This window comes from Bacteroidota bacterium (assembly GCA_039714315.1).
Taxonomy (GTDB): domain Bacteria; phylum Bacteroidota; class Bacteroidia; order Flavobacteriales; family JADGDT01; genus JADGDT01.
In genome coordinates this window covers 1-24,840 of sequence record JBDLJM010000031.1, presented here as the reverse complement: position 1 = coordinate 24,840, position 24,840 = coordinate 1, and the positions used below count along the sequence as shown (strand labels likewise).

At 35.6% G+C, this 24,840-nt stretch carries 22 protein-coding genes; 6 read left to right on the top strand and 16 right to left on the bottom strand.

Annotated elements, in window-relative coordinates:
• Nucleotides 1-98: 98 nt before the first annotated feature.
• Both ABFR62_05195 and ABFR62_05190 read left to right on the top strand, forming a co-directional pair.
• The gene (locus ABFR62_05195) at nt 99-671 is read left to right on the top strand and encodes a hypothetical protein (GenBank protein ID MEN8137810.1); all 573 of its coding nucleotides are present in this window, start codon (nt 99-101) and stop codon (nt 669-671) included.
• A gap of 17 nt (nt 672-688) precedes the next feature.
• A complete protein-coding gene (locus ABFR62_05190; GenBank protein MEN8137809.1) occupies nt 689-2,296 on the top strand; it encodes an SPFH domain-containing protein in 1,608 nt (535 codons plus the stop codon).
• A gap of 151 nt (nt 2,297-2,447) precedes the next feature.
• Here the strand turns inward: ABFR62_05190 and nrfD are convergent, their stop codons facing one another.
• The 7 genes from nrfD to ABFR62_05155 form a co-directional block, all read right to left on the bottom strand.
• Complete coding sequence (nrfD, locus tag ABFR62_05185) at nt 2,448-3,389, bottom strand: NrfD/PsrC family molybdoenzyme membrane anchor subunit (GenBank protein MEN8137808.1); 942 nt, start codon at nt 3,387-3,389, stop codon at nt 2,448-2,450.
• 70 nt (nt 3,390-3,459) lie between these two features.
• A complete protein-coding gene (locus ABFR62_05180) occupies nt 3,460-3,993 on the bottom strand; it encodes a 4Fe-4S dicluster domain-containing protein (protein ID MEN8137807.1) in 534 nt (177 codons plus the stop codon).
• An 85-nt stretch (nt 3,994-4,078) separates the two neighbouring features.
• Nucleotides 4,079-6,301: a molybdopterin-dependent oxidoreductase gene (locus ABFR62_05175; GenBank protein MEN8137806.1), complete on the bottom strand. Its 2,223-nt coding sequence runs from the start codon at nt 6,299-6,301 to the stop codon at nt 4,079-4,081.
• A 101-nt stretch (nt 6,302-6,402) separates the two neighbouring features.
• On the bottom strand, nt 6,403-7,269 hold the full coding sequence (locus tag ABFR62_05170; protein ID MEN8137805.1) for a sulfurtransferase: 867 nt from the start codon (nt 7,267-7,269) through the stop codon (nt 6,403-6,405).
• Nucleotides 7,270-7,319: 50 nt separating this feature from the next.
• Nucleotides 7,320-8,351, bottom strand: coding sequence for a porin (locus ABFR62_05165; GenBank protein ID MEN8137804.1), 1,032 nt, complete (start codon nt 8,349-8,351; stop codon nt 7,320-7,322).
• 62 nt (nt 8,352-8,413) lie between these two features.
• Nucleotides 8,414-9,376 (bottom strand): rhodanese-like domain-containing protein, encoded by a 963-nt coding sequence (locus tag ABFR62_05160; protein ID MEN8137803.1) that lies wholly within the window; start codon nt 9,374-9,376, stop codon nt 8,414-8,416.
• Nucleotides 9,377-9,503: 127 nt separating this feature from the next.
• The gene (locus ABFR62_05155) at nt 9,504-10,016 is read right to left on the bottom strand and encodes a rhodanese-like domain-containing protein (GenBank protein MEN8137802.1); all 513 of its coding nucleotides are present in this window, start codon (nt 10,014-10,016) and stop codon (nt 9,504-9,506) included.
• A 263-nt stretch (nt 10,017-10,279) separates the two neighbouring features.
• On the opposite strand from ABFR62_05155, the gene ABFR62_05150 reads away from it, so the two are divergent.
• Nucleotides 10,280-10,990 (top strand): Crp/Fnr family transcriptional regulator, encoded by a 711-nt coding sequence (locus tag ABFR62_05150; GenBank protein MEN8137801.1) that lies wholly within the window; start codon nt 10,280-10,282, stop codon nt 10,988-10,990.
• A gap of 108 nt (nt 10,991-11,098) precedes the next feature.
• On the opposite strand, the gene pyk is transcribed toward ABFR62_05150, so the two are convergent.
• The 7 genes from pyk to ABFR62_05115 all read right to left on the bottom strand — a co-directional run bounded on the left by pyk (nt 11,099) and on the right by ABFR62_05115 (nt 18,420).
• Nucleotides 11,099-12,523: a pyruvate kinase gene (gene pyk, locus ABFR62_05145; GenBank protein MEN8137800.1), complete on the bottom strand. Its 1,425-nt coding sequence runs from the start codon at nt 12,521-12,523 to the stop codon at nt 11,099-11,101.
• A 2-nt stretch (nt 12,524-12,525) separates the two neighbouring features.
• Nucleotides 12,526-13,005, bottom strand: coding sequence for an IPExxxVDY family protein (locus ABFR62_05140; GenBank protein MEN8137799.1), 480 nt, complete (start codon nt 13,003-13,005; stop codon nt 12,526-12,528).
• A gap of 156 nt (nt 13,006-13,161) precedes the next feature.
• On the bottom strand, nt 13,162-13,908 hold the full coding sequence (rnc, locus tag ABFR62_05135; GenBank protein ID MEN8137798.1) for a ribonuclease III: 747 nt from the start codon (nt 13,906-13,908) through the stop codon (nt 13,162-13,164).
• A gap of 109 nt (nt 13,909-14,017) precedes the next feature.
• Entirely contained in the window at nt 14,018-15,268 is a 1,251-nt protein-coding gene (fabF, locus tag ABFR62_05130; GenBank protein ID MEN8137797.1) for a beta-ketoacyl-ACP synthase II, read from the bottom strand.
• Between the two features lie 31 nt (nt 15,269-15,299).
• Nucleotides 15,300-15,533, bottom strand: a complete 234-nt coding sequence (locus ABFR62_05125; GenBank protein ID MEN8137796.1) for an acyl carrier protein — start codon at nt 15,531-15,533, stop codon at nt 15,300-15,302.
• 451 nt (nt 15,534-15,984) lie between these two features.
• Nucleotides 15,985-18,093 (bottom strand): ferrous iron transport protein B, encoded by a 2,109-nt coding sequence (gene feoB, locus ABFR62_05120; protein MEN8137795.1) that lies wholly within the window; start codon nt 18,091-18,093, stop codon nt 15,985-15,987.
• Between the two features lie 87 nt (nt 18,094-18,180).
• The gene (locus ABFR62_05115) at nt 18,181-18,420 is read right to left on the bottom strand and encodes a FeoA family protein (protein ID MEN8137794.1); all 240 of its coding nucleotides are present in this window, start codon (nt 18,418-18,420) and stop codon (nt 18,181-18,183) included.
• 986 nt (nt 18,421-19,406) lie between these two features.
• Here ABFR62_05115 and ABFR62_05110 point away from each other — a divergent pair.
• Together ABFR62_05110 and ABFR62_05105 are read left to right on the top strand one after the other, a co-directional pair.
• Nucleotides 19,407-20,516 carry a hypothetical protein gene (locus tag ABFR62_05110; GenBank protein MEN8137793.1) on the top strand — a complete coding sequence of 370 codons (1,110 nt, stop codon included), beginning with the start codon at nt 19,407-19,409 and terminating at the stop codon, nt 20,514-20,516.
• 102 nt (nt 20,517-20,618) lie between these two features.
• On the top strand, nt 20,619-22,178 hold the full coding sequence (locus ABFR62_05105) for an aldehyde dehydrogenase family protein (GenBank protein ID MEN8137792.1): 1,560 nt from the start codon (nt 20,619-20,621) through the stop codon (nt 22,176-22,178).
• 58 nt (nt 22,179-22,236) lie between these two features.
• Here ABFR62_05105 and ABFR62_05100 read toward each other — a convergent pair whose 3' ends face one another.
• A complete protein-coding gene (locus ABFR62_05100) occupies nt 22,237-22,830 on the bottom strand; it encodes a HupE/UreJ family protein (protein MEN8137791.1) in 594 nt (197 codons plus the stop codon).
• Between the two features lie 73 nt (nt 22,831-22,903).
• Here ABFR62_05100 and ABFR62_05095 point away from each other — a divergent pair, with 73 nt between their 5' ends.
• A complete protein-coding gene (locus ABFR62_05095) occupies nt 22,904-24,367 on the top strand; it encodes a hypothetical protein (protein ID MEN8137790.1) in 1,464 nt (487 codons plus the stop codon).
• Between the two features lie 27 nt (nt 24,368-24,394).
• On the opposite strand, the gene ABFR62_05090 is transcribed toward ABFR62_05095, so the two are convergent.
• Nucleotides 24,395-24,840 (bottom strand): TIGR01212 family radical SAM protein (locus tag ABFR62_05090; protein ID MEN8137789.1); only part of this gene is annotated, 446 nt, incomplete at its 5' end.

Genomic DNA, 24,840 nt, shown 5'->3' with positions numbered 1-24,840 from the left:
GCCGGAAATAGCGCCAAAAAAAAGATATGAGAATCTTTAGATAAATGATTCTTTTTGTTATTTTAGTAGCCCCAATTAAACTAAAAAACTCTTAGACTATGATACTTTCACTCTCCGATTGGTATGCTTCTATGCCATTATTTGAACGTGTTTACTGGTATATTGCATTTCCCTTTACTATAGTGTTTATATTTCAGGTTATTTTAACTCTCATTGGCGGTGATGTTGATGATTTGGATACGGATTCAGATATAGATGGAGGAGTTGGATTTCAGTTTCTCACTCTTAAAAACTTTATAGCTTTTCTTACAGTTTTTTCATGGACAGGAATTGCAGGGATACATTCTAATCTCGGGAATTTTTTAACTGTCGTTTTATCTGTTGTCAGTGGTCTTATAATGATGTTCATTATGGCGTATATAGTTTATTCGATGTCGAAACTTACCGAAGATGGAACATGGAAAATCAGAAATGCTATATACAAAACAGGGATTGTATATTTAACCATTCCTGCTAAAATGGAAGGAGTCGGGAAAATTCAAATTGATGTTCAGGGGCTGAAGACTCTAGATGCTATTACCAATGACTCTGCTGAGCTTATAACCGGAACGATTGTAACTGTTGTTGATGTTAATGACAGTGATATTTTAATAGTTTCAGATAGTAAATAAATTAACCTAATATAAATATGAATATAGAATCGATGTTAATTGTGACAGCTGTAGCAATTGGATTTGTCTTTTTGCTGATAGTATCACTTGTTAAGCGTTATAAGCGTTGTCCTTCGGACAGTATAATGGTTGTTTTCGGTAAAATTGGCAAGGATGACAATGCTCAGGCAAGGTCGTCAAAATGTATCCATGGTGGTGCGTCGTTCATTTGGCCGGTAATACAGGATTATGCTTTTTTGGATCTTACCCCAATCTCAATTGAAATTAACCTTACAAATGCACTGAGTAAGCAAAATATCCGTGTTGATGTACCTTCAAGATTTACTGTAGGTGTTTCAACAGAACCTTCGATAATGAACAATGCTGCAGAGCGTTTATTAGGATTGTCGCAGGACGATATCAGCAACCTTGCAAAAGATATTATTTTTGGTCAGTTACGTCTTGTTGTTGCTACAATGGATATTGAAGAAATCAACAATAACAGGGATAAATTCTTAGATGCTGTTTCATCAAATGTGGAAGCAGAACTTAAGAAGATTGGTTTGAAGTTGATAAACGTAAACGTTACGGATATCAATGACGAATCCGGTTATATCGAAGCTTTGGGTAAAGAAGCTGCTGCAAAGGCAATAAATGATGCAAAACACTCTGTAGCTGAGAAAAACAGAGATGGTGAAATTGGGCAGGCAATTGCTCATCAGCAGCAAAGGGTAAAAGTATCTGATGCTAATGCTGATGCTAAAATTGGTGAAGCGGAAGCTGATCAAAAAGAAAGGATAAGGGTTGCGGCATCGATAGCAGAAGCAAAAATTGGAGAAGCAGAAGCCAGTCAAAAAGAAAGAGTACAAATTTCGGGTGCAGTAGCGCAAGCTAAGATCGGTGAAGCTGAAGCTCATAAAACAGAAAGAATACAGGTGGCCGAAGCCAATGCAACTGCCGTAGATGGGGAGAATTCATCGAAGGTAAAAGTTGCCGTGTCTGATGCAAGCCGTAGAGAAAGAGAAGCGGAAGCTGAGAGAAAAGCAATTGCAGCCGAAAAGGTGTCAAGAGCTAAGGCTTTGGAAGAGGCTTATAAGGCTGAGGAAGAAGCTGAGATTTCGAGAGCAGATAAAGAACTTGCCACCAGAAAGGCTGATGTTGTTGTGCCTGCGCAAATTGATAAGGAAAAAGTTACAATTGATGCCGAAGCTATTGCTGAGCAAAAAAGAGCTATAGCGAAGGGAGAGGCTGATGCAATTTATGCTAAAATGGCTGCCGAAGGTAAAGGTCAGTATGAAATTTTAAGTAAGCAGGCCGAAGGTTTCGAAGCGATAGTGAGAGCTGCAGGAAATAATCCAAATGATGCAGTTAAGATTATGATCGCCGATAAGTTGCCGGAGCTTGTAAAAGCACAGGTGGAAGCTGTTAAAAATCTTAAAATCGACAAGATTACTGTTTGGGATAATATGGGTAGTAACGGAGATTCTCCAACATCTGCAAAGTTCCTTTCGGGAATGCTTGGATCTGTACCTCCATTTGAAGAGCTGTTTAAAATGGCCGGGATGGAATTACCTGAATATTTGGGTAAAAAGGAAGCAGGAAATGTAGAGTCTGAACTTATAGAGGAAGTTATTGATGAAAATTAATAAATAAGGTTTTGTAAAAATTAAAAGCTCCCAACAATATTCTGTTTGGGAGCTTTTTCATAAAAAATATTAATTCAACACAATCTAATACCTATTTGAAATCAAAATGATTCACATCGATCATTTTGAATTTTAATTGGTATAACTCGGGTTAATAAATCACGGAACTTACTTGCCCTGCTTCAACCATAACTATTCTGAAAATTAATCCTCCGATCAGTATCATTATAGCAGGAATAAATGCAGGGATCTTTTTGCCATACATCTCCAGTAATTCCAATAATGCCGGGAGTAATAAGCCTAAAATTATTACACCGCCAAAGAATATGTATGTGTATTCTCCTCCCAAAAACATTCCTATACCTTCTATTTGTAGCTGTGTTCCGGCAAGCATGCCCATAAATACATGTATTATCATAAAAATCTCTACCGAAATCAACCATAAATCAATACGTGTAAACTTTCTGATTTCTTCGTGATCTTTACTTAACCAGGTAATTAAAGCCGCTGCTGTAGACATACCGGATACTAAAAATAAAGGACCTAAGATAGGGTTACTCCAGAACGGACGGGCATTAAATGCCGATAGTAAAATACCGGTGTAAATACCCAGGATGATCGAGAATATTAGTAATATCCACGCCATAATTCTACATTTAGACTTTAGGAATTCTTCTAATGTGTCTATAAAGGCAAACGGCCATTTTACATTTGGAAAAATATCTTTTACCATTACAAAACTCCACATAAAGGATAGGGGAACAACCAGCATCAAAGTCCAGGCGCCCCAACTCATCGGTGACTCTATACTAAAACTGGTGTATAGTCTCCACGACATAAGCGGGTTTTTTAAATCGAGCATTAATACTCCTAATCCCAAAACCAAAAATATAGGAGTCAACATTACTGCTTTTTTTAATGTGTCTGAGATAGCTTTGTTTGGATATCGCAGATGGTAGAATGCGGCAAAGAAAAGTATTCCTGCCGACAATCCTCCCAGGAACAGATAAGCCGGTATTTCCCAATGCCAAACATTTAGTACGGGGTCTATGAGATGGTTATTCCGTCCGCTAATTATTATTTCTTCTTTCATTTTTTTAGACTTTAGATTCTCGACTTCAGATGATAAACCTTTAATTTACCTTCTCATGTCTAATATCTGATTAAACCAAATAATATACCTGAGGTTTAGTTCCGGTTTCCGGTGCTAATGTTTTGTAACTCCTGTTTTTAAGAGCTATTGATACATCACTTTCCGGATCATCCATATCGCCGAAATACATGCACTTAGTAGGACATACACTCACACAAGCCGGATCTTTGCCCTCACTAACTCTGTGATGACAGAAAGTACATTTATCCACAGTTCCATCAGTGTGAAAATACCGTGCGTCGTATGGACACGATTCTATACAGGCACCACATCCTATACATTTGTCAGAATCAACCAAAACTATTCCACCATCCGAAACAAAACTAGCTCCGGTAGGGCAGGTTCTTACACAAGGAGTGTTCTCGCATTGATTACACCTTTCGGATCTGTATTCAAGCTCAACAGATGGGTATAAACCATTTACGGTTTCTTTTACCCAGTCTCTGCAATATCCCTGTGGGACATTGTTTTCTGTTTGGCAAGCAACTACACAGTCGCTGCATCCTACGCATTTTAGCGTATCTATAGCCATTGCATATCTCATGTGCTAATAATTTTTATGTTATGGTCACATGGAATCGACATATTGAATTCTATCTTTATAAAATGGGATTGTTTTAATATAGATTTCATACTGCTGCTTCCTCCTTTCTTGGTTGTTCGGTGATGAAAGTTACGAAGTTAGCACGCATACCTGTGCCACCCATAACCGGATCAATCTTCACGTTTGTTATTAATTCTGAATCTGAAATTCCTTTTCCGTACGAGTTTTCAAGCATCTTGTTGTTTCGTCCAAAACCATGTATCATATATACCATGTCGGGCCTGATACGTTCTGTAACTCTGACGTTAATAGAGAAAGTAGAAACAATGCCGTCTTGGTTTTTCAACCAAACTTCCTGCCCGTTTTTCAGATTATTTTCTCTTGCGGTAATTGAATTTACCCAAAGATTATTTGTGTCCATCAAATCGGTAAGATTTGGATTGTTTGTAGTGCGGGTAAAGGTGTGCATTGGCGCTCTACCGTAGTTTAATCTGTAAAAACCTTTAGCAGGTTTTTCATGTTCAGTATAAACCGGGAGAGGATCAAATCCCTTTTCCTCTAGTGAGTGAGCATAAAGTTCAATCTTGCCTGATGCAGTTTTGAATTTGTAATCTTCACCATTTTTTATAAATAAATCGTGGTTTAATTTTGGCTGAAGTTTTACGCCCCTTTGTTTCATATCTGTTAAAGAAGAACCGATTTGGCGTAATTGCCAATCTATTACTTCAGAAAAATCATCGTAAGGGAAGTAATCCTGTAACCCTAACCTATTGCCTAATTTTTTAACCATCCATGAAGCTGGTTTAGTTAAATATTTAGGTTTTGCCGCCGGCATTCTCACTGCAAAATTAGCTTCACGATGAGGTGATATTCTAGGGTGATCACATCTTTCCAGATAAGTACACTCAGGAAGAATAACATCGGCATAACCACAAATTTCAGCCGGCATGGTGTCGACTACAACAAAGAGATCAAGATTGTCAATTGCTTCTAAAGTGCGTTTCTGATCAGGGATAGTTGTTGTGAGGTTTGTTCCAACTGCGAACCATCCTTTAAGTTTGTGCTCTCCTTTATTGTCGGGATGCGTTGCATCGATAAATGCGTTTGCTACAGAATAATGTGCATGTGAGTATTTGTCGCCCATCATTTCTTTCCAGCTCCATTTTGGTTTTGGAAACGCCGGATGTGGCATTTTCGGTAATTTACCTTTGTTTGGAAGGTAAAAACCTCCTTCGCGGCCGTATGATCCAAGTATCGCATTAAGAATAGCAATAGCTCTCAAGCGTTGGGTGTCATCACCATACCATGTAACGTGTCTACCGGGGTGAATAATAACTTTTGGTGCTGCCTGAGCCATTTCCCAGGCTGTTTTTTTGATTTTTTCAGCAGGAATTTCAGTTATTTTCTCAGCCCATTCCGGAGTGTATTGTGCTACGTGATTTTTTAGTTCATCGAAACCGGTAGCATATTTCTCAACATAATCTTTATCGTAAATACCTCTTTCGATAATAACATTTATCCATGCCAGTAAAAGAGCAAGGTCTGTTGATGGTTTTATTGGCAGCCAATATTTCGAATGAGAAGCTATTGTTGATAGTCGGGGGTCAACGGTAATAATCGTAGCCTTTCTATCCTGAATATCTGCTACTTCCTGCACAAGGTTGTTGTGCATATTTTCACCTATATGATTTCCCAAAAGAACCAGGCAATCGGTATTGATTATATCGGCAGGTTCCGGCGATCCAACGGATTTGCCAAAAGTAGCCTTGAAAGCTTCTTCACGCGGACCTTTACACTGAGCATATGATGGAGCAGTAATGTTTGTAGATCCGAACGCTTTGATAAGTGTTCCAAAATGTTTACCTCCGGAGCCGTGATTGAATAAAGCTAAACTTTCGGCTCCGTGTTCAGCTTTTATATCTTTCATTTTTTGCGCTATAAAGTCTAAGGCTTCATTCCATGAAACATTAACGAATTTTTGTTCGCCGTTTATAGTTTTTCGCATCATAGGCTGCTTAAGCCTGTCGGGATCGTTGTACATGCCAACTCCTCCGGTTCCACGAGGGCAGAAACGACCGTTTGAATGAGGGTCGAATTTGTTCCCTACTATTTTCCTGATATCACCTTTATTATCTACGTAAGCCCATCCTGCACATTTCCAAAAGCAGACTTCGCAGTAGGTAGGTATTTTTTTAAATTTTGAAACATCTTCTTCATTGTCCGAAAAGAAATTCGGAAACGAAAGTGGTAACATCATTGAACCTGCACCTGCGGATGATATTTTTATAAATTTCCTTCTGCTTTGCATAATTAGTTATTTAATGTCTTCATATCGACCCAAGCGTAGCTAATGCCTACCGTCAGGCAGGCATGCGCTATCGCTTAGTCGGAATGAGGTAAAAAGATCAATTACTTCACAACTTCGTTAGCTGCAATAGATTCCCACTCGTAAAATGCACCATCGTAAACTTTTACATTTTTATATCCAAGTACAGATGTAAGAGCCATAAATTCCAATCCGGCTCTTGAGCTTGATTTACAGTAAATGATCACATTTTTATCAGCTGTAACACCCGCATCATTAAAAATAGATGCCAAAGCGTCTTTGCTTTTAAGTTTACTTTTCGAATCGACCAAATTAGATTTAGGAATGCTTATAGCTCCCGGAATATGACCTTTTCTCAAATTGTCTTTATCGTCTTCTTTTGTTCCGTTGTACTCTTCCAGATCACGTGCATCAATTAAGACGATGCTTGCATTGTTGATTGATTTTTTAACATCGCTCATACGTGCTAAATACTCTTTGTGTAGAGTTTTGTTAAAAGTTGTAGCCTTTCGTGTTGAAGCTGTTTTTGTAATAGGTTTTCTTCCGGCTTTCCACGCTTTCATCTGACCGTCTAATATCTTAACGTTTTGAGCACCCATGTACTTTAATACCCAATAAACTCTACCGGCATTTGTACCTTTGTTGCAATAAAGCACTATTTCGTTTTTTTCGGAAATACCTTTTTTCCCAAATATAGCAGCTAACTCTGAAGGCTTTTTCAATGTTCCTTTTACAGGAGTGTCATTGTTTAATTCTCCCTGATAAAGATGTATAGCTCCTTTTATATGTGTTTTATTGTAATCTTTGGTTTTACGTGTGTCGATAACAACTACATTGTCATCGTTCATTTTACCTGCTAATTCTTTAGCAGAGATAAGATCCTGTCCTATTGCCAAACTCGAAATTAAGAAGGCAATAATTAGTGTTGATAAATATTTATATGTTTTCATTTGTCAATATTTTTTTATGTTGCTGTGTGACGATGCGCGCATCGTCTTTACTAGAATTTGATTTGCATTTGTATTGCTAATCTGTCATTATCTATTTGTTCTATTGCACTTTCCTGAATTAAACAATAGTTAATTTGTAATCTTGTCCAGTCGTTGAAGAAATAGTTTAAACCTAAAGTTGTTATATATTCTGCTTTATCATCAACAGATATGTCGTTGTCATACATTTCGAATTTCCCAACAGGTTGTAGTCCGAAATCGAACATATAGGAAGCCATTCCATAGAATCCTCTTCTTTCCTTGTCTCCCTGTAGTACTGTTACTTCACCTCCACAGCCACCACCTTCGGTGTAAGATCCTTCGTCTTTTCCGTAGATATATTCACCCTGTAAAAGGAAAGCTCCAAATTTTATTTGCGTTTCGAACCCATATCTCATGTGTGTGTCATCAGGTAAATCTGCTTCCTGTGGTGCTCCGGTTCCATATCTGTAACTTCCTCCTATTTGTAAAAAATCCAAAGGCTGTATAACAACTCTGCCCACGAAATCTTTCCCGGTATTATCATCAAGAGTGTTTAAGCCTGTACCATTCATTACTGCTAACTGATACTTAACAATCGTAGTATCATTACCTCCTGATATCATGAATCCCATATCTCTGAGTGGAGAAGCCAGTTCTAAGACTGATTTAGATCTGTTTATGGTAGTAAGCTTATGACAAGCTGTTTGCAGTTCCTGACTAAAAGGAGATTTAAACTGACCTAAAGCCATTTTAGCCCAGTTGAACCTATTGTAACTCACATAAGCATCGAGCAAGAATGGAGTTCTTGCATCGTTAAATGAAGGGCTCATCTCCAATACTGCATAGTATGAAAAATCGTAAGGTATAACTCCTGTAACTCCTAAACGTGCTCTGTTAAAATTAAAAGAGTTGGTGTTTCCTTCGTCAACATTATAATCGAATTGAGGTTGAATATACCCAAAGAGTTTTATTCCCCCGTCTTCTGAAGGTTCTTCACATCCCTGAGAAAATCCAAGGATGGGTGTAAAACCTATTAGTATTATCAGTATTAATCGTTTCATCAGTTAATAATTTTATATTTCGGTAAAAAAAGGCATCACACCGAAGTGTGATGCCGCTAAAACTATTCGGTTACTACAGGAAGGTCTGTCGTAGGTGTTACAAACTTGTGACTTTCAAGAGAATCATAGATCATTCCGTTAGTCCCAAATTTTAAACTCACTGCATTGTAACCAATCACATTCAAATAAGCCGTAACCATAGACGAAGTTTGACCTGTCCAGCAGTATGTGACGATAGTTTTAGTAGGGTCAAGACCTTTTATTTCATTATTTTCTAAAGTTAGAGGATTAAGTCTGTAGGCGCCTGTTATGTGTCCGTAATGTGATACGTCATCATTTGACCAATAATTATTTGTGAAATAATTTGCAGGATTAGATAGAACATCATTATTTGTTATTCCTTTAAATCCTCCTGATAACATTTTGTCTACCTGTTCCTTAAGTATACCTGCTCCATCTGTAGCATTTGTTGTAAAGCTTGGAGAATCAAAGCTACCTGTAGTAGTTATTGATCCCGGTGCAGCTATCCAGTTTCCTGAGTGGTCATCAGCACTGTTCCCAATAGCTCCGGCCCAAGGACCTGAGAAATTAGAATTCCAGCCACTCATACCCCATTTTAGAACTTTTGCACTAGTATGTCCGCTAAGTTTAAGAGCAACTACTGCATGCGATGCTGATTGTCCGGTATAGCACACTACCAAAATTGGTTTTGAAGCAGATTGTGCCGCTGATAAAATATTTCCTAAAGTTGTGTTTGTTGCTCCTTCAATATGTCCTTCAGCAAAATGTTCTGCGCTTCTGATATCAAGAATATCATAAGTACCAATGAATGTACTTGCATCTTCTGATGCAGGTGGTGCAACAATCCATCCGTTAATAACATCGGGAATGTCTAAGTCATTACTTACTAAATAAGTAGTTAGTGTTTCAAACGAATCACCTTCAACTGGAGGTGCTACTTCCTCTTTTTTACATCCTGTAAATACGATTAAGGAAAGGGCTAATAAATAAATTATTTTTTTCATAATTTCTATTATTTGTGATTGGTAATATTAAACTTGAATTGTTAAATTCTTAATTGTAAATGTTTATGCGTGATTTATGAATTAATCAGTAACCAATATTTATATCATAAATTCAATATCATACATGTTAGCATCCTCCTGAGTCTTCTTCAGCTGCTACTGCAGGAGCAGCTCCTGATGAAGTTGGGATAACATTTTCATAAATTTCTTTTGGAAAGTCTTTTTTCCACTGTACAAAACCTCCTTTTAAGCTCACTACATTTGAGTAACCTAATTGTTGTAGCGATTGAGCGGCTAATGCTCCTCTACCGCCTTTTTTGCAGTAGATAATTATATTCGAAGTTTTTTCAGGCATATAAATACCTTCATCATCCCAAACGTCCTCGTTTGCAATTCTGAATTCTAATACGCCTCGTGGAATTGATACAGATCCCGGAATGTAGGATTTTGCATTTTCTTTACCCGTTCTAACATCGACCAGGTAATACTCTTCATCTCCATTCATTATTGATTGGAGGTCTTTTGTAGAAACCTCAGTAATGTACTCCTTGGTATATTCTACCATTTCGGTACAATCTTCGAAAATTTTATCAGATGAGACTGATTTTGTATTTTTCGTTTCCGGGGTTTCGCAACTCATTATACCGAGTAAAAAAACTATCGGCATAATAAGTCTAGTGAAATGATTTATCATCTATTACAACTTATTTGAATTAACATTATTTACGATTGGTTACTCTCCGTCAAAAAATTTCCTTTAATTGACTACAACAAATGTATATGCCAATACAAAATATTCTTAGAAAATGAGCTTCAAGTAGCTCAATATAATTTGTTTAATATGAAATAAATCACTTGATTTAGTTTGATTCTAAACTTGATTTAGTTGTATTTTTGCAACATATGATACAGAACAAAGACAGTAAACTAAACCTTTCTATTGACTCGCCTTGTTTCGACTGCATGCATAATGATAGTTGTATGCTCGGTGATGTAATAGGAGAAGAACATGCTAAGTCCGTAGAGCATATGGAAATGCACTACGCAAAGGGGGAGACTTTAATTAAGCAGGGTACAATTGCGCCACATGTGTTATTTGTAAAGAAAGGAATGGTGAAAATTTTTCTTGAACACAAAGACCGAAGACAGGTTTTGTGTATTGAGAGAGGTGGTTTTGTAGGTCTTGAATCTATGTATAATGACAAGTATTTCCAATATAGTGTTTCGGCAGTTTCAGATGTTACTGTCTGTTTATTGGAAATTGACGGGTTAAAGAGAGCCATATCAGTAAATGCATCTTTTGCTGCCAAATTACTGAAGTCGGTAAATATCAGATCTAAAAATCTTTATAGCCGTATAATTACTCTCACACAAAAACAGGCTCATGCAAGGGTTGCTGATATTTTGCTATGTATGGTTGAGAGATTGTTTTCCAGTGCACAGTTTGAATTGCCTTTTACCAGAAAAGAATTGGCCGAAATGGCAACTTTATCGGTTGAGAGTTTATCGAGAATATTAAAGGAATTTAAAATGGAAGGAATAGTTGAATCTGATGGGAAGCAGTTTGAAATTCTTGATTATGATAAATTAAAGCAAATTTCAAATTTCGGATAGCATTCAGGTGTTACTTTATTTATAGTATAAGAGAACTAGTACAATTATAGCAAACAAAAAAGAGAGGCTAAAGGCCTCTCTTTTTTTATACCTGAAAATCAGATATTATTATATTGAAGATACTCTCATTGTATTAACCATACCTTTCTCCTGAATAGGCATAGAAGTTAAGTTGATGGACATGTCGCCTTTTGTTACGTATCCTTTTTCTTTTGCAATTGCATTTATTTCAATAACAGTTTCATCAGTACTCACAAAATTATTGTAATAAAATGCCTGAACTCCCCAAAGCAGGTTCAACATAGTCATGATGCGTTTGTTATTCGTAAACGTCAGGATATGTGCATTTGGTCTGTGTGACGAAATTTGAAAGGCAGTATAACCTGAATTTGTCATTGTTGTAATTGCCTTGGCTTCAATTTGCGGAGCCATTTGGGCAGCGTTATAACAAACAGAGTTTGTAATATAACGATCATCTCTAATAACAGGTTTGTGCTCAGGGATATTAATTATACTACAAGATTCAACCTTTTGTATGATACGTGACATTTGCTCTATTACCTGAACAGGATATTTTCCAACAGAAGTTTCTCCGGATAACATTACTGCATCGGCGCCATCAAGAACAGAGTTCGCAACATCATTAACTTCAGCACGTGTTGGAGTCATAGAATCTATCATAGTCTCCATCATCTGAGTAGCAATAATTACAGGTTTACGTGCAACTTTAGCTTTACGTACCAATTCTTTCTGAATTAAAGGAACTTCCTCAGCAGGGATTTCTACTCCTAAATCACCACGAGCTACCATCAAACCGTCAGTGTAAGGAATAATTCTGTCGATATCCCTAACTGCTTCAGGCTTTTCTATTTTTGCAATAATTGGAATTTTGTGATCAGAGTGTTTTTTAATCAGCGCTTGAAGATCTAATAAATCCTGAGGATTTCTTACAAATGATAAAGCAAACCAGTCAACTTCAATTTCCATTGCGAAGATTGCATCTTGGATGTCTTTCTCTGTTAAAGCGGGTAAAGAAACATCTGTATTAGGAAGGTTTACACCCTTTTTAGATTTAAATGGTCCACCTTGAATTACTTTTGCTTTAACTTCACTTTCTTCATCAGTTTCAACGATTTCCATCATCAGTTTACCGTCGTCAAGTAAGATTTTTTCACCTACTTTTACATCTTTTGGAAATCTTTGGTAAGTCATGTATGCCAGAGATGCGTTTCCAACACATTCTTTATTAGTAAAAGTAACGATGTCACCCGGTTCAACTACAGCACCTTCTTCAATTACTCCTACTCTAAGTTTTGGCCCCTGTAAATCACCTAACAGGGCAGTTGTAAATCCGTATTCTTTGTTTAGTTCACGGATCATATTTACTCTGAATTTTACTTCATCGTAGTCAGCATGAGAGAAATTGATACGAAAAACATTTACACCAGCTCTCATCATACCAAGCAAAGTTTCTTTGCTGTCAGTTGCTGGTCCAAGTGTTGCAACGATTTTGGTTTTCTTTAAATTGTGCATAATTAAAAGATTAAATTCTGTTTAGAACGTAAAGAATTATATTCAATAGAGAAAGCAGTTGTAACCACAGGAATCGATCTTATTTTTTTTATAATTTTATCAATGCGATTATCATTATATTCTAATCGCAACAGATAATTTACCTCCTTTTTCTCAGGTAGAAAATATCTTGCTATCTGAGTAGGTTGGTTTGATTGAAAAAATAGATTTTGTGATGTGCTTTTATCTTTCTCAAAAAAATTATTTTCAGCTACATATTTGTTGTTAATCAAATACCAGGTATCCATATTTTGGATATCTTCGTGTAAAAAAAGAGGGAAATAGCTAATTTCTTCTTTAGATTTGCCTCGTACATCTAAGTCCTTAGATATACGAATAAAATTAGTTTCTAAGTATTTGTTCAGATAAAAAGCTAGCTGATGGTCATCAACTACTGTATTGATGCCAATTATTGAAAAATCGTATTCAATTTCTAACTCCATCCGGTTACTAATTGTACTTAGTACACTTATTGTGTAAAACGGTTGCAAATTTAAGTAAAATTATTTTAATAACAATACCTATATTGCTGTTTTTTAAGAGGGTAAAAATATTGTAATTAGGTGATAATAAGGCAAAAGTACATGTATTTTTCCTAATTAATTATTTTTTTTATTAATTTTTGACTGGATAGAGTAATAAGCCCGTTTGGCAGCCTGTTCTTCGGCTTTCTTTTTTGATGTTGCCCGTCCTTTTGAGATGTACTTGCCATCAATTTCAAGCTTAATACCAAAAAGTTTATTTTTACTTTCCGACTTGTCTTCTATTAAAATGAAGTTGACTTCCTTTTTTTCTTTTTGACAATATTCAATAATAAAACTCTTATAACTCGAAATTTTATTTTCCAAATTATCGATATCCACATAAGGTTCTATCATCTTATCGTATATGAATTTTTCGGCATATTCATATCCTAAATCCGAGTAAATAGCACCAAGTAGCGATTCAAAAGAGTCGCCCAAAAGAGTAGGACTAAATTGATTGTCGGGAATTTTACTTTTAATTAGTTTTTTTAGTCCTATTTGTCTGCCAATTTCGTTTAGTGTTTTTCGGCTTACAATTTTGGATCTCATTTGTGTTAAGTAACCTTCATTTTTATTTGGCATTTCATCGTATAAATATGAAGAAATAACAGAGCTGAGAATAGCATCGCCCAAAAATTCTAATCTTTCGTAGCTAATAGGATTACCTTGTTTATCGAACTGTGCCATGCTCCTATGTGTAAAGGCAGTATGATACAATTCGATATTAATTGGTTTAAAGCCTAAAATATCTTTAAGATCAGAAAAAAAAATCCCGTCTTCTTTTGGATGACGGGATTTAAACCAATTCAGGATAAATTTCATGTGAAATTAATTTTATTATTTTGATACCGTACAAATCAAATTATTTGCACAAAATATTTTTGATTAATCAAGAAAAATAAACCTGTTTGTTCGTTTATTAATTACGTAATTATTTTATTTTTTTAAAAAGAATACTTGCATTATGGCCCCCAAAGCCGAAAGTATTACTCATAATTACGTTCACCTCTCTTTCTTGAGCTTTATTGAAAGTAAAATTCAATTCAGGATCTAAATCCTCATCAAGCTCAAAATGGTTTATAGTAGGAGGAACAATATTTTCTTTTAAGGTAAGTATTGAAGCAATTGATTCAACTGCACCTGCAGCACCTAATAGGTGACCAGTCATAGATTTAGTTGAATTTATGTTCATACTATAAGCATGTTCTCCAAAAAGTTTTTGAATGGCTTTTACCTCAGCAACGTCTCCCAGTGGAGTAGAAGTACCATGTACATTAATTACATCAATATCTTCTGTCGCCATTTCGGCGTCGTCTAGACAGTTTACCATTACTTTGTAAGCCCCTAAACCTTCGGGGTGAGGTGCAGTCATATGATAAGCATCGGCAGACATTCCTGCACCGCCAACTTCTGCATAAATATTAGCTCCTCTTTTTACAGCATGTTCGTACTCTTCCAGAATCAAAGCTCCGGCTCCTTCTCCCAATACAAACCCGTCACGTCCTTTGTCAAAAGGTCGGGATGCAGTGTCTATATCATCATTTCTTGTTGAAAGAGCATGTAAAGCATTAAAACCTGCCATACCAGCATCGATAACACTGGCTTCAGATCCTCCTGATACCATTACATCAGCTTTTCCTAATCTAATATAGTTGTAAGCGTCAATAATAGCATTTGATGAAGAAGCACAAGCACTAACTGTTGTAAAGTTAGGCCCTCTGAATCCAAATTTGATAGAGATTTGCCCTCCGGCAATATCAGCTATCATCTTTGGAATAAAGAAAGGGTTGAATCTTGGAGTACCGTCACCACTGTTATAGTTAGTAACTTCGTCCTGGAAAGTTTTTAGACCTCCAATACCTGATCCCCAGATTACTCCAACCCTATCTTTATCAACAATTTCTAAATCAAGCTTTGAATCCGCAACAGCCTCGTCTGCTACAACCATAGCATACTGGGCATAAGGATCCATTTTTCTAGCTTCTTTGCGATTTACAAATTGTGTTATATCAAAGTTCTTAACCTCACAGGCAAAACGAGTTTTGAATTTAGAAGCATCGAAGTGGGTAATGGGACCAACCCCGTTTTTACCGTTTTTCAATCCTTCCCAATACTCGGATAAATTGTTACCTATAGGAGTCAATGCCCCCATTCCGGTCACTACTACTCGTTTCAATTCCATAAAATTACCGGTTAAGTTTTGGTTTGTCGAATTACTTCGCTTCTTCGATATAAGAAATAGCTTGACCTACTGTAGCTATATTTTCCGCTTGATCATCCGGGATCTGAATATCGAATTCTTTTTCGAATTCCATAATTAATTCCACAGTGTCAAGTGAATCTGCTCCTAAATCATTTGTGAAGCTTGCTTCAGGTGTTACTTCATTTTCATCAACACCTAATTTGTCAACAATTATTGCTTTTACTCTTGATGCAATGTCAGACATGATATAATAGTTTTTAAAATTATGCTGCAAAAGTAAAAAACTTTAGAATAAAACAATGCCTTTTCTTTATTTTGAAAAATGACCCTAAACCCATTGATGCCATTGTGTTTAGCTTAGTGAAAGGCATATTGGGGATTATTTTTTTTTGTAAATTTTACTAAAAGAAGGCCAAAAAAAAGTGATTTCCGTCCTGAAGCATATATTTCACATATTCAATATATTATTTTTCAATGTGTTATGCTAGCATTATATATGAGTAGAATAGATTTACTCGTCTATATCCTTAAAGGTAATTTTAAACTGATTTATATCTGTTGGTTTTGGACATGATCCACACGAGCTTGGGCATTTTTCATCATCAAATGTAGTATAGAAGTGTCTGATTAGCTTCCATACTGCACAGATGAAAATAACAAATATGACTATATTTTGAATATCTATACTCATTATATTACTTTAATAGCTGATAAACAATAAAAGATAATATATATGCAAGTCCTGTCATATACACAGTTTGAATTATTGGCCATTTCCAGGAGTTGGTTTCGCGTTTAACTATGGCAATTGTACTCATACATTGCATAGCAAAGGCATAGAATATAAGTAAGGACCATCCAACTGCATAGCTGTACATTTCCTTTCCTGTTTCAGGGTTTATTTCGCTCTGCATTCTTTTCATTACCGTAACGCCATCACCATCATTAGAGCTTCCAACTGAATATATTGTTGCCATAGTGCCAACAAATACTTCTCTGGCAGCAAGTGATGATATTAGTGCGATACCAATTTTCCAATCGTACCCCAACGGCTTTATTGCCGGCTCAATAAAATGACCAAAATAACCTATATAAGAGTTCTCTAGTTTGAAAGAAGTGATTTTTTTATCAAGACTTGTTCCTTCTAGATTTGGATGTTCCAGTTTTACGATGTTTTCAGCATTTTTAATCTTGTCATTCGGTCCATAAGATGCCAAAACCCATAATATTACTGATATTGTTAAAATAATTTTACCGGCATCGAATATAAAAGCTTTGGTCTTCTCTATTATATCCAATCCTACATTCTTATAGTACGGCATCTTGTATGATGGCATCTCAATTATAAATGAGCTGCGGCCTTTTATTTTGACTATTTTGTTGGCTATGTAAGCAGACACCAGTGCTGATGCAAAACCTATTAAATACATCGCCATCAGTACCAGCCCCTGAATATTAAAGAAGCCAAGTACAGTTTCATTTGGAATAATAAGAGCTATAATAATTGAGTAAACCGGGAGTCTTGCTGCGCAGGTAATAAAAGGTGTAATAAATATTGTAATTAATCTTTCTTTCCAGTTATTTATGGTTCTTGTTGACATTATTGCCGGAACAGCACATGCCATCCCCGACATAAGGGGGACTATGCTTTTTCCGCTCATGCCAAACTTCCTCATTAGTTTATCCATAATAAAAACTACTCTCGACATGTATCCTGTATCTTCCATAATACTTATAAAAGCAAAAAGGATAGCAATTTGAGGAATGAAAATAGCTATACCACCAATACCCGGCACAACCCCTTCGGATATTAATGCACTAATAGGTCCCGATGGTAAATTTTTATTCAGGTAACTCGCAAGACTAGAAAACGATGAATCAATAAAATCCATAGGTATCGATGCCCAAGAGTATATTGCCTGAAAAAGAAACATCATAATGGAAAAGAAAATGATGTAGCCAAGAAATTTATGTGTAAGTATTTTGTCGATTTTACCTGTTAAGGTTATGTCGTCTTTTTTGTTTTCCGTTACTACCTTTTTCAGAATGTTACTTACGTACTGATATCTGCTGATAGTTTCTTTTATTTTAAGTCTCTCTACGTTGATGTTGTATTTCGAAATGCACAGTTTAATAGCTTCTTTTTCTTCCTCAAGTAAGAATTGGGGTATTGTTTTCTGAACTGCTTTTACCCAGGCAATATAGTCGTTGTCTTCTGAAAGAGCTTCTTTGATCTGAGGTATAAACTTCGGTGAAATTTTATATAAGTCAACAGCATTGGATTTTTCTACATGTTTTAGTTTGCTTAGTTTTTCTTTTAGATCATCTATGCCAATGCCTTTTCTGGCATTTAAAAATATTACAGGAGAGTTGAGTTCTTCCGAAAGTTTGTCTATATCAATTTTTATACCTTTTCTCTCTACTAAATCAACCATGTTTAGAGCTAAAACCGTAGGTATTCCCAAGTCGTTTAATTGAGAAAAGAAGTATAGGTTCCTTTTTAGATTTGTTGCATCAGCTACAAAGACAAGCGCATCAGGGTAATCTTCTTTTTTACTGTCTGTTAATACTTTTAGAACAACCTCTTCGTCCAAGGAACTTGGATTAAGTGAGTATGTACCAGGAAGGTCAATCAACTCTGCTTTGGTGTTTTTATCAATTTTGAAGTACCCTATTTTTTTTTCAACAGTAATGCCGGGATAGTTTCCTACCCTTTGATTCATGCCGGTAAGTGCATTAAACAGGGATGTTTTTCCCGTGTTCGGATTACCTGCCAGAGCAATTTTAAAATTCTCCCTATTCATCTGGTAGTAATTTGATAGTTTGAACAGCTGACACAGTCATTATTGTTAACTTCTTATTGGGGGTAAATTGCAGATATGGATATTTCATTATTTTGCATCTTCTTTAGGAAGAAGTAATATGTTTTTAGCTATACTTCTTCTTATGGCCATTTCGTTTCCTGCCACACTAATATACATTGGACCTTTAAATGGGGCCATGAATTTCAATTTGATTTCACACCCGGGTAAACAACCCATCTCAAGAAGTTTGAGAATGTCTGTTTCTGAGTCAAACCCACTAATTAATCCAGTTTCACCTAGATCTAAATCTGCAACCGACCGCGACATATTATCATTAATTTAGACTAAATTTAAGCAAAAGTAATACTATCTTACGATATAAATATGATTTAGGATTTGAATTTTATTATAAATTAGTTTTAAGAAATTTTTACGTGGCGTTATTGTGGTGTAGATCAGTGTGATGCAGAGTGAGTGGAATAGTGTTATTTTAGGAGGTTTTATGTTAATGTTTTGTTGAATCAATATTATTTATTTAATTTGTGTATATAAACCTAATAATTTAATTGTGATGATTACTGTATTAACTATAATATTAGCCGTAATAACAGTGCTTTTTTTAAAAGAAATTGTAGAGATTAGTCAACTTTCAAAAAACTAAGGAGACTATTAAATCAATAATATAGGGCACTTTACTTTTCAGGGGAAGTGCTTTTTTATTTTCTTAAATATGTTAAAAAGCGTATCCGGAAGAACTACAATCGGATCAAGTCTTTTTTTTGGAGAATATAAATTATACAAGGCACCTTTCTGTGCGATACTTTCCTGTCTTACTTTCATAGTTATTGGCAAATTGTACTATGTTTTACTCCCTTCCCGGTAATTTGATTTTATGCGTTACTTTATGTGTTTTAGTTTATTACATTTTTTAAGAACTTAGTGGAGTAGTTTTAGATTATTTTTGGGTGAATATTTGAATTGAAAATGTTAAAGTTTTGTTAAATAATTATATTCGTACAGCATGAAAGTGAATTCTTACAAAACATTCATTATCTTTGTTTTGGCAGGGTATATGTATTTGTGAGATATTGTATTTAATAATTTGAATTTACTGTATCTGGAAATCAAAATTGGGCATTAAAAACGACTATATCTAAGCAACACAATATCAACCAAATTGTCGTTGCTTTTTCTTTGTTTTTTCGCATGAAGATATGTAGTTTGCCTGTAATAAATTCACTTCGCCGCAAAGGAAGGTAAAACTTACAAATAATAATGTATATTTGGCAAATAATTAGTAATTAGAAGTATAAGTGAAGAAGCTGGTTTACATACTGACAATATTTTTTTCCAATATCCTCTTAGCGGGCTACCCGCAAGATGATTCAGTGGTCAATGTTACCCTAAATACTCAGACAGAGGTTGATCATCTCAGGTTAAGGGAGTCAATTGGAAATCTGATCATTGCATCTGAGGGGGTTGACCAGATTACAGACCTGAGTCTGTTAGAGTCTATTTCCCAGATAAAAGGTAATGTTTATATTATTAATAATTCTGAATTAGAAACCCTTGTCGGACTTGACAGTATTCTGGTTAATGGAGATGTCTATATAGTGGGGAACAAAAACCTGACAACCATTCCCGGTGGTGTTTTTAATGGAGAGTTAAAAGATGTAGTTGTAAGAAATAATAAATTGTTAAGATATGTAGATGGATTTGAGAATGTAGAGTCTATTCGTAATTTAACTATAGAAAACAACGATGTATTGAACGACCTTAATGCTTTTTCGTCATTAAAAGAGATAACAGGATATATTAGGATAGTAGGGAATAAGGAATTAGAATATTTTAGACCATTTGCCAATATTTCTCATTTTGAAGGGGAGTTAACCGTTAAGAACAATGTAAACCTTCATGAAGCAGTTGGCTTATATACTTTGTATAATATGTCCTCAAATCCTGAAATAAGTAACAATTCTGTTTATACTTCCGACCCTGAGAACATGAAATTAGTGTTTATGGGTACAGGGGATTTAAGGTTTTACCGTCAGGAAGAAATAGATGCTTTTGGTAAATGTTATCCAAAGGATAGCTTCGTGGGAGATATTATTATTGATAGGTCAAACATAACCAATCTTGATGGACTTAAAGTATTGAAGGAAATTGACGGGAAGATGATAATAAAGCGAAATGATAAGTTAGAATCAGTAAATGGTTTGTCAAACCTTGAGTCGATAAATCATCTTATTATTTCGTTTAATAAAAGTTTAAGTGATTTAAAAGGTCTGGAAAAATTAAGTAAGGTAAAAAGAGATGTGGTAATATATCGCAATACCGATTTAAAAGATGCCAGTAGTATTTCGGAAGATATTATTCTCGGAGGGAAATTGGTTATAAAAGGAAATCCAAGATTAGTACGATAAAGATTTGTAACACATATAAAATATTTAGAGCCCTTTTTGGGCTCTTTTTTTTTATATTAGCTGGCACAAAACTAAAATTATAAACACATAATAACTTTAAAGATGACAGATGTAGCTGTTAAGAATAACAGGATAGGAGAGGCACTTTTAAGGCTGGGAGTAAGCGACCTTAACAAGGGAACTGCTATAGGAACTAATTTTATTGCTGACGTGAATGCAGAGTTTATCACGTCAAAATCACCAGTAGATGATCAGGTAATAGCAGATGTATCGGTAACTACTGAAGAAGAGTTTGAGCAAGTAGTTAGTTCTGCCAATGAAGCTTTTAATGTTTGGAAAAAAGTTCCAACGCCAAAAAGAGGGGAAGTAATCAGGCAGTTAGGTTTAAAACTTCGCGAAGTTAAAGACGATCTGGGGATGTTAGTTTCATATGAAATGGGGAAATCGTACCAGGAAGGATTAGGCGAAGTACAGGAAATGATCGATATATGTGATTTTGCTGTTGGATTATCACGTCAATTGTATGGTTCAACTATGCACTCTGAACGTCCTGAGCACAGAATGTACGATCAATATCACCCACTAGGAGTAGTTGGTATTATTTCTGCATTCAATTTTCCAACGGCTGTTTGGGCATGGAATGCAGCAATTGCACTTGTTGCAGGTGATACTATAATTTGGAAGCCATCAGAAAAAGCACCTTTATGTGGAGTTGCATCTCAAAAAATTCTGGCTGAGGTTCTGGAAGAAAATAATTATCCAAGTGCAGTAACAAACTTGGTTACCGGTGATTATAAGATCGGCGAGTTGATGACGTCCGATAAAAGAATTCCTCTTATTTCGGCAACTGGATCAATTAGAATGGGACGTATTGTAGGTCAGGCAGTAGCCGCAAGGTTTGGAAAATCACTTCTTGAGCTTGGAGGGAATAATGCAATAATTATAACTCCTGATGCAGATCTTGAATTGTCATTAAAAACTGCAGTTTTTGGTGCAATCGGAACTGCGGGGCAGAGATGTACTTCAACAAGACGATTAATTATTCACGAGAGTATATTTGAAAAGGTTACTGAAAAATTAAAGAGCATTTATTCAAATATTAGAATTGGTGATCCTTTGGATGAAAATAATCACATGGGACCATTAATTGATACTTTAGCTGTAGATACATACTTAAACGCGGTAGAGCAGGCAAAGAGCGAAGGAGGTAAAATGCTTGTGGAAGGTAAAAAGCTTTCCGGAGAAGGAATGGAGTCGGGTTGTTATGTTGCTCCTTCGATTGCAGAAGTTGAAAACCACTATGATATTGTTCAGAATGAAACTTTTGCTCCTCTACTTTATATTATGAAGTATAAAACTTTAACAGAAGCAATTGAATTACAGAATGGAGTTGTTCAGGGCCTTTCTTCAGCAATAATGACTACAAACTTGCGCGAAGCGGAATTATTCTTGTCTCAGCAAGGGTCAGATTGTGGAATTGCCAATGTAAATGTAGGAACTTCAGGTGCTGAAATTGGTGGAGCTTTTGGTGGTGAAAAAGAAACCGGAGGAGGAAGAGAATCCGGGTCAGATGCCTGGAAGCTTTATATGAGACGTCAGACAAATACTATTAATTATGGACTTGATACTCCTTTAGCACAGGGTATTAAGTTTGATCTTTAATATTAGGAATTATTAAAAAAAAATGTCGCTTTCTGTACGGAGAGCGACATTTTCTTTTTTAAAAAAATGTTTTCCATTCGTGCTCCAGAAGCATTGGAATGGTTATTCCTAATATAATGGAAGAAGCAATAACTATAAAATTTTGCTTTCTTACCTTGAATAAAATATCAAGTAGCAGGGTTATTATCAGTAATACTGCAACAATAATAAGTTGTCCTATCTCTAATCCAATATTAAATCCAAGGAGTGGAGTGATAATTTCGCCTGACTTCCCTAAAATGGCGCGCAAATAGTTCGCAAATCCCATTCCGTGTATGAAGCCAAAAAAGAGAGCAAGAACGTAATAAGCTTTTAAACCGTTATGACTTGGAGTTTTTCCAGCCCTAATTATATTCATAATAGCTGTTGCAGCAATACTTAAAACAATTAAAAACTCAATTCTATTACTGTTAATACTAACAATGTTCAGTACCGAAAGTGCAAGAGTCAGGGAATGCCCGATTGTAAAAGCTGTTACCAGTATTAAGAGAGTCTTCCATTCCTTAAGAGAATAAAGTACTGTCAATGCTATGATAAATAGAATATGATCATATCCCTTTGTATTGAGTATATGATCTATGCCAAGTTGGATGTATGTATAAAGGTTGTCCATAATCGAATATAATATATTGCTACAAATATGCTAAATTTGTTTTAACTGAAATGAACTCAATATTATAGTAATTTTGAAAAAACGAATTCATATATCATTGATTATCATTGTTCTTGGTTTTGTCGGGGATATAAATGCTCAGCAGGATAATCTTTGGACTACAGAATTTGGATCAAGATCTACTCTTGTGGGTAGTGCCGTTACTGCTTCGGTTCGTGATAATAGTGCGATATATTACAATCCCGGGGCTTTGGGATTTATGGAACATTCTAATATCGGTTTATCTGCAAATATTGCTACTTTATATACGAGCTATATAAAGAACGGTGGTGGAGATGGTGTTAATATGTATTACCCTTATTTCAGCTTTGTGCCACAGTTTATTTCCGGAATAGCAAAATTTAGGAGGCTTCCGGATATTACTTTTACTTATGCCATTTTTAATAAGCAGCAGTCTAAATTAAATTTTAGAGAATCGTACTATGAAGAGTTGGATTTGTACTCTCAGTTTGAAGGTGATGAGAAGTATTACAGTAAGTATGAATATTTTGATGAAATTAATGAAACATGGTTTGGAATAGGTGCAGGTTTTCTGATGAGTGAAAAATGGTCAGCAGGATTATCTCTGTTTTTTGCTTACAGATCGGAAACCAGTTTTTCAAATATTGAGAATAATGTTTTTGACAGTAATGATGATTTAGTTGCTAATACCCGATTTAACAGGAGAGTTAAATTCAATCAACTGGGGATGATTTTTAAAATTGGAGTTGCATATGAAGATGAATATGTAAGTTGGGGAGCTACTGTTACCACTACCGGAATTCCTACTTTATTATTTGATGGAGCATCAATTCAAAGGCAAGAAAGTGTAAACCTGCCCGGAAGCAGATTACATTATTATGATGTTTATAATGACTGGACCAACAGTTGGTTCAAAAATCCATGGGAATTAGATGCCGGTGTGCAATTTTTATTTTTAGGAGGAATTGTTAATGGCAGAATGAATTTGTTTTCACAGGTATCGCCTTATTCAATAACCGGATTCGATGATGAAGCAATAGTAGCATCGAATGTTGAAAAACCGATATATCCGAATAAAAATAAGGTCATGTATGCTTCCAAAAGGATCTTTAACTTCGCTATAGGTTATGAACGTGAGGTTACAGAAAACTGGGTTTTATTAAGTGGGATTAAAGTAGACAGAAACGTATTTGACACGAATAAATTAAGCAGAACTGAGAACTGGGTTCCTACAATTAGTTATTGGAATCTGTATAGTGTAACACTTGGTTTCGATTACATTACCCCAAATAGTAATAATATTATTTTTGGACTTAGTTATAGATTTTCATTCAGAAGCGCACATTCTCAACTGGTGAATTTATCTGATCCCGATCCCGATAATTACCTTTTGGGGACTGTAGACAATTCTTCCGAAACAAGTATCAATGGATTAGCACTTGTAGTTGGCTACACTTTAAATTTTTCTAAACCAAAATCATCTAAAAAAGATATTCGGGGAAAGTTTAATTATTGATAGTTATGTCAACAATTAAACTGTTGGTTAATAAAGCCTTCCCTGCCATGTATCTCTTTCCTCCATTCTGTCTTCAATAAGTTGCTGTATAGCACCTATTCTTAAGTTCCCCCAATTAGGTGCAATCTTAATACTGGGAGGTGCCTCACTTGTAAGTCGTTGTATTGTTATGTCGGGGCGTAATCGTTCAATAAAGTCGATAACAAAATCAATGTATTCGTCTCTGGTAAATAAATCGAACATTTCAGGGTTTTCCATGTATTGCTTTGCCATCACTGTTCGCTTAACTATCTGAAGTTGATGAAATTTGATGGTATTGAGGGGGAGTTTATTAATTTCAAATACCTGATTCAGCATTTCTTCTCTGCTTTCACCGGGAAGTCCAAACAACATGTGGCCACCAACGTCGAAGCCTCTTCCTGCAGCACGCTTTATCGCATCCTTTGAAGAAGCAAAATCATGTCCGCGATTTA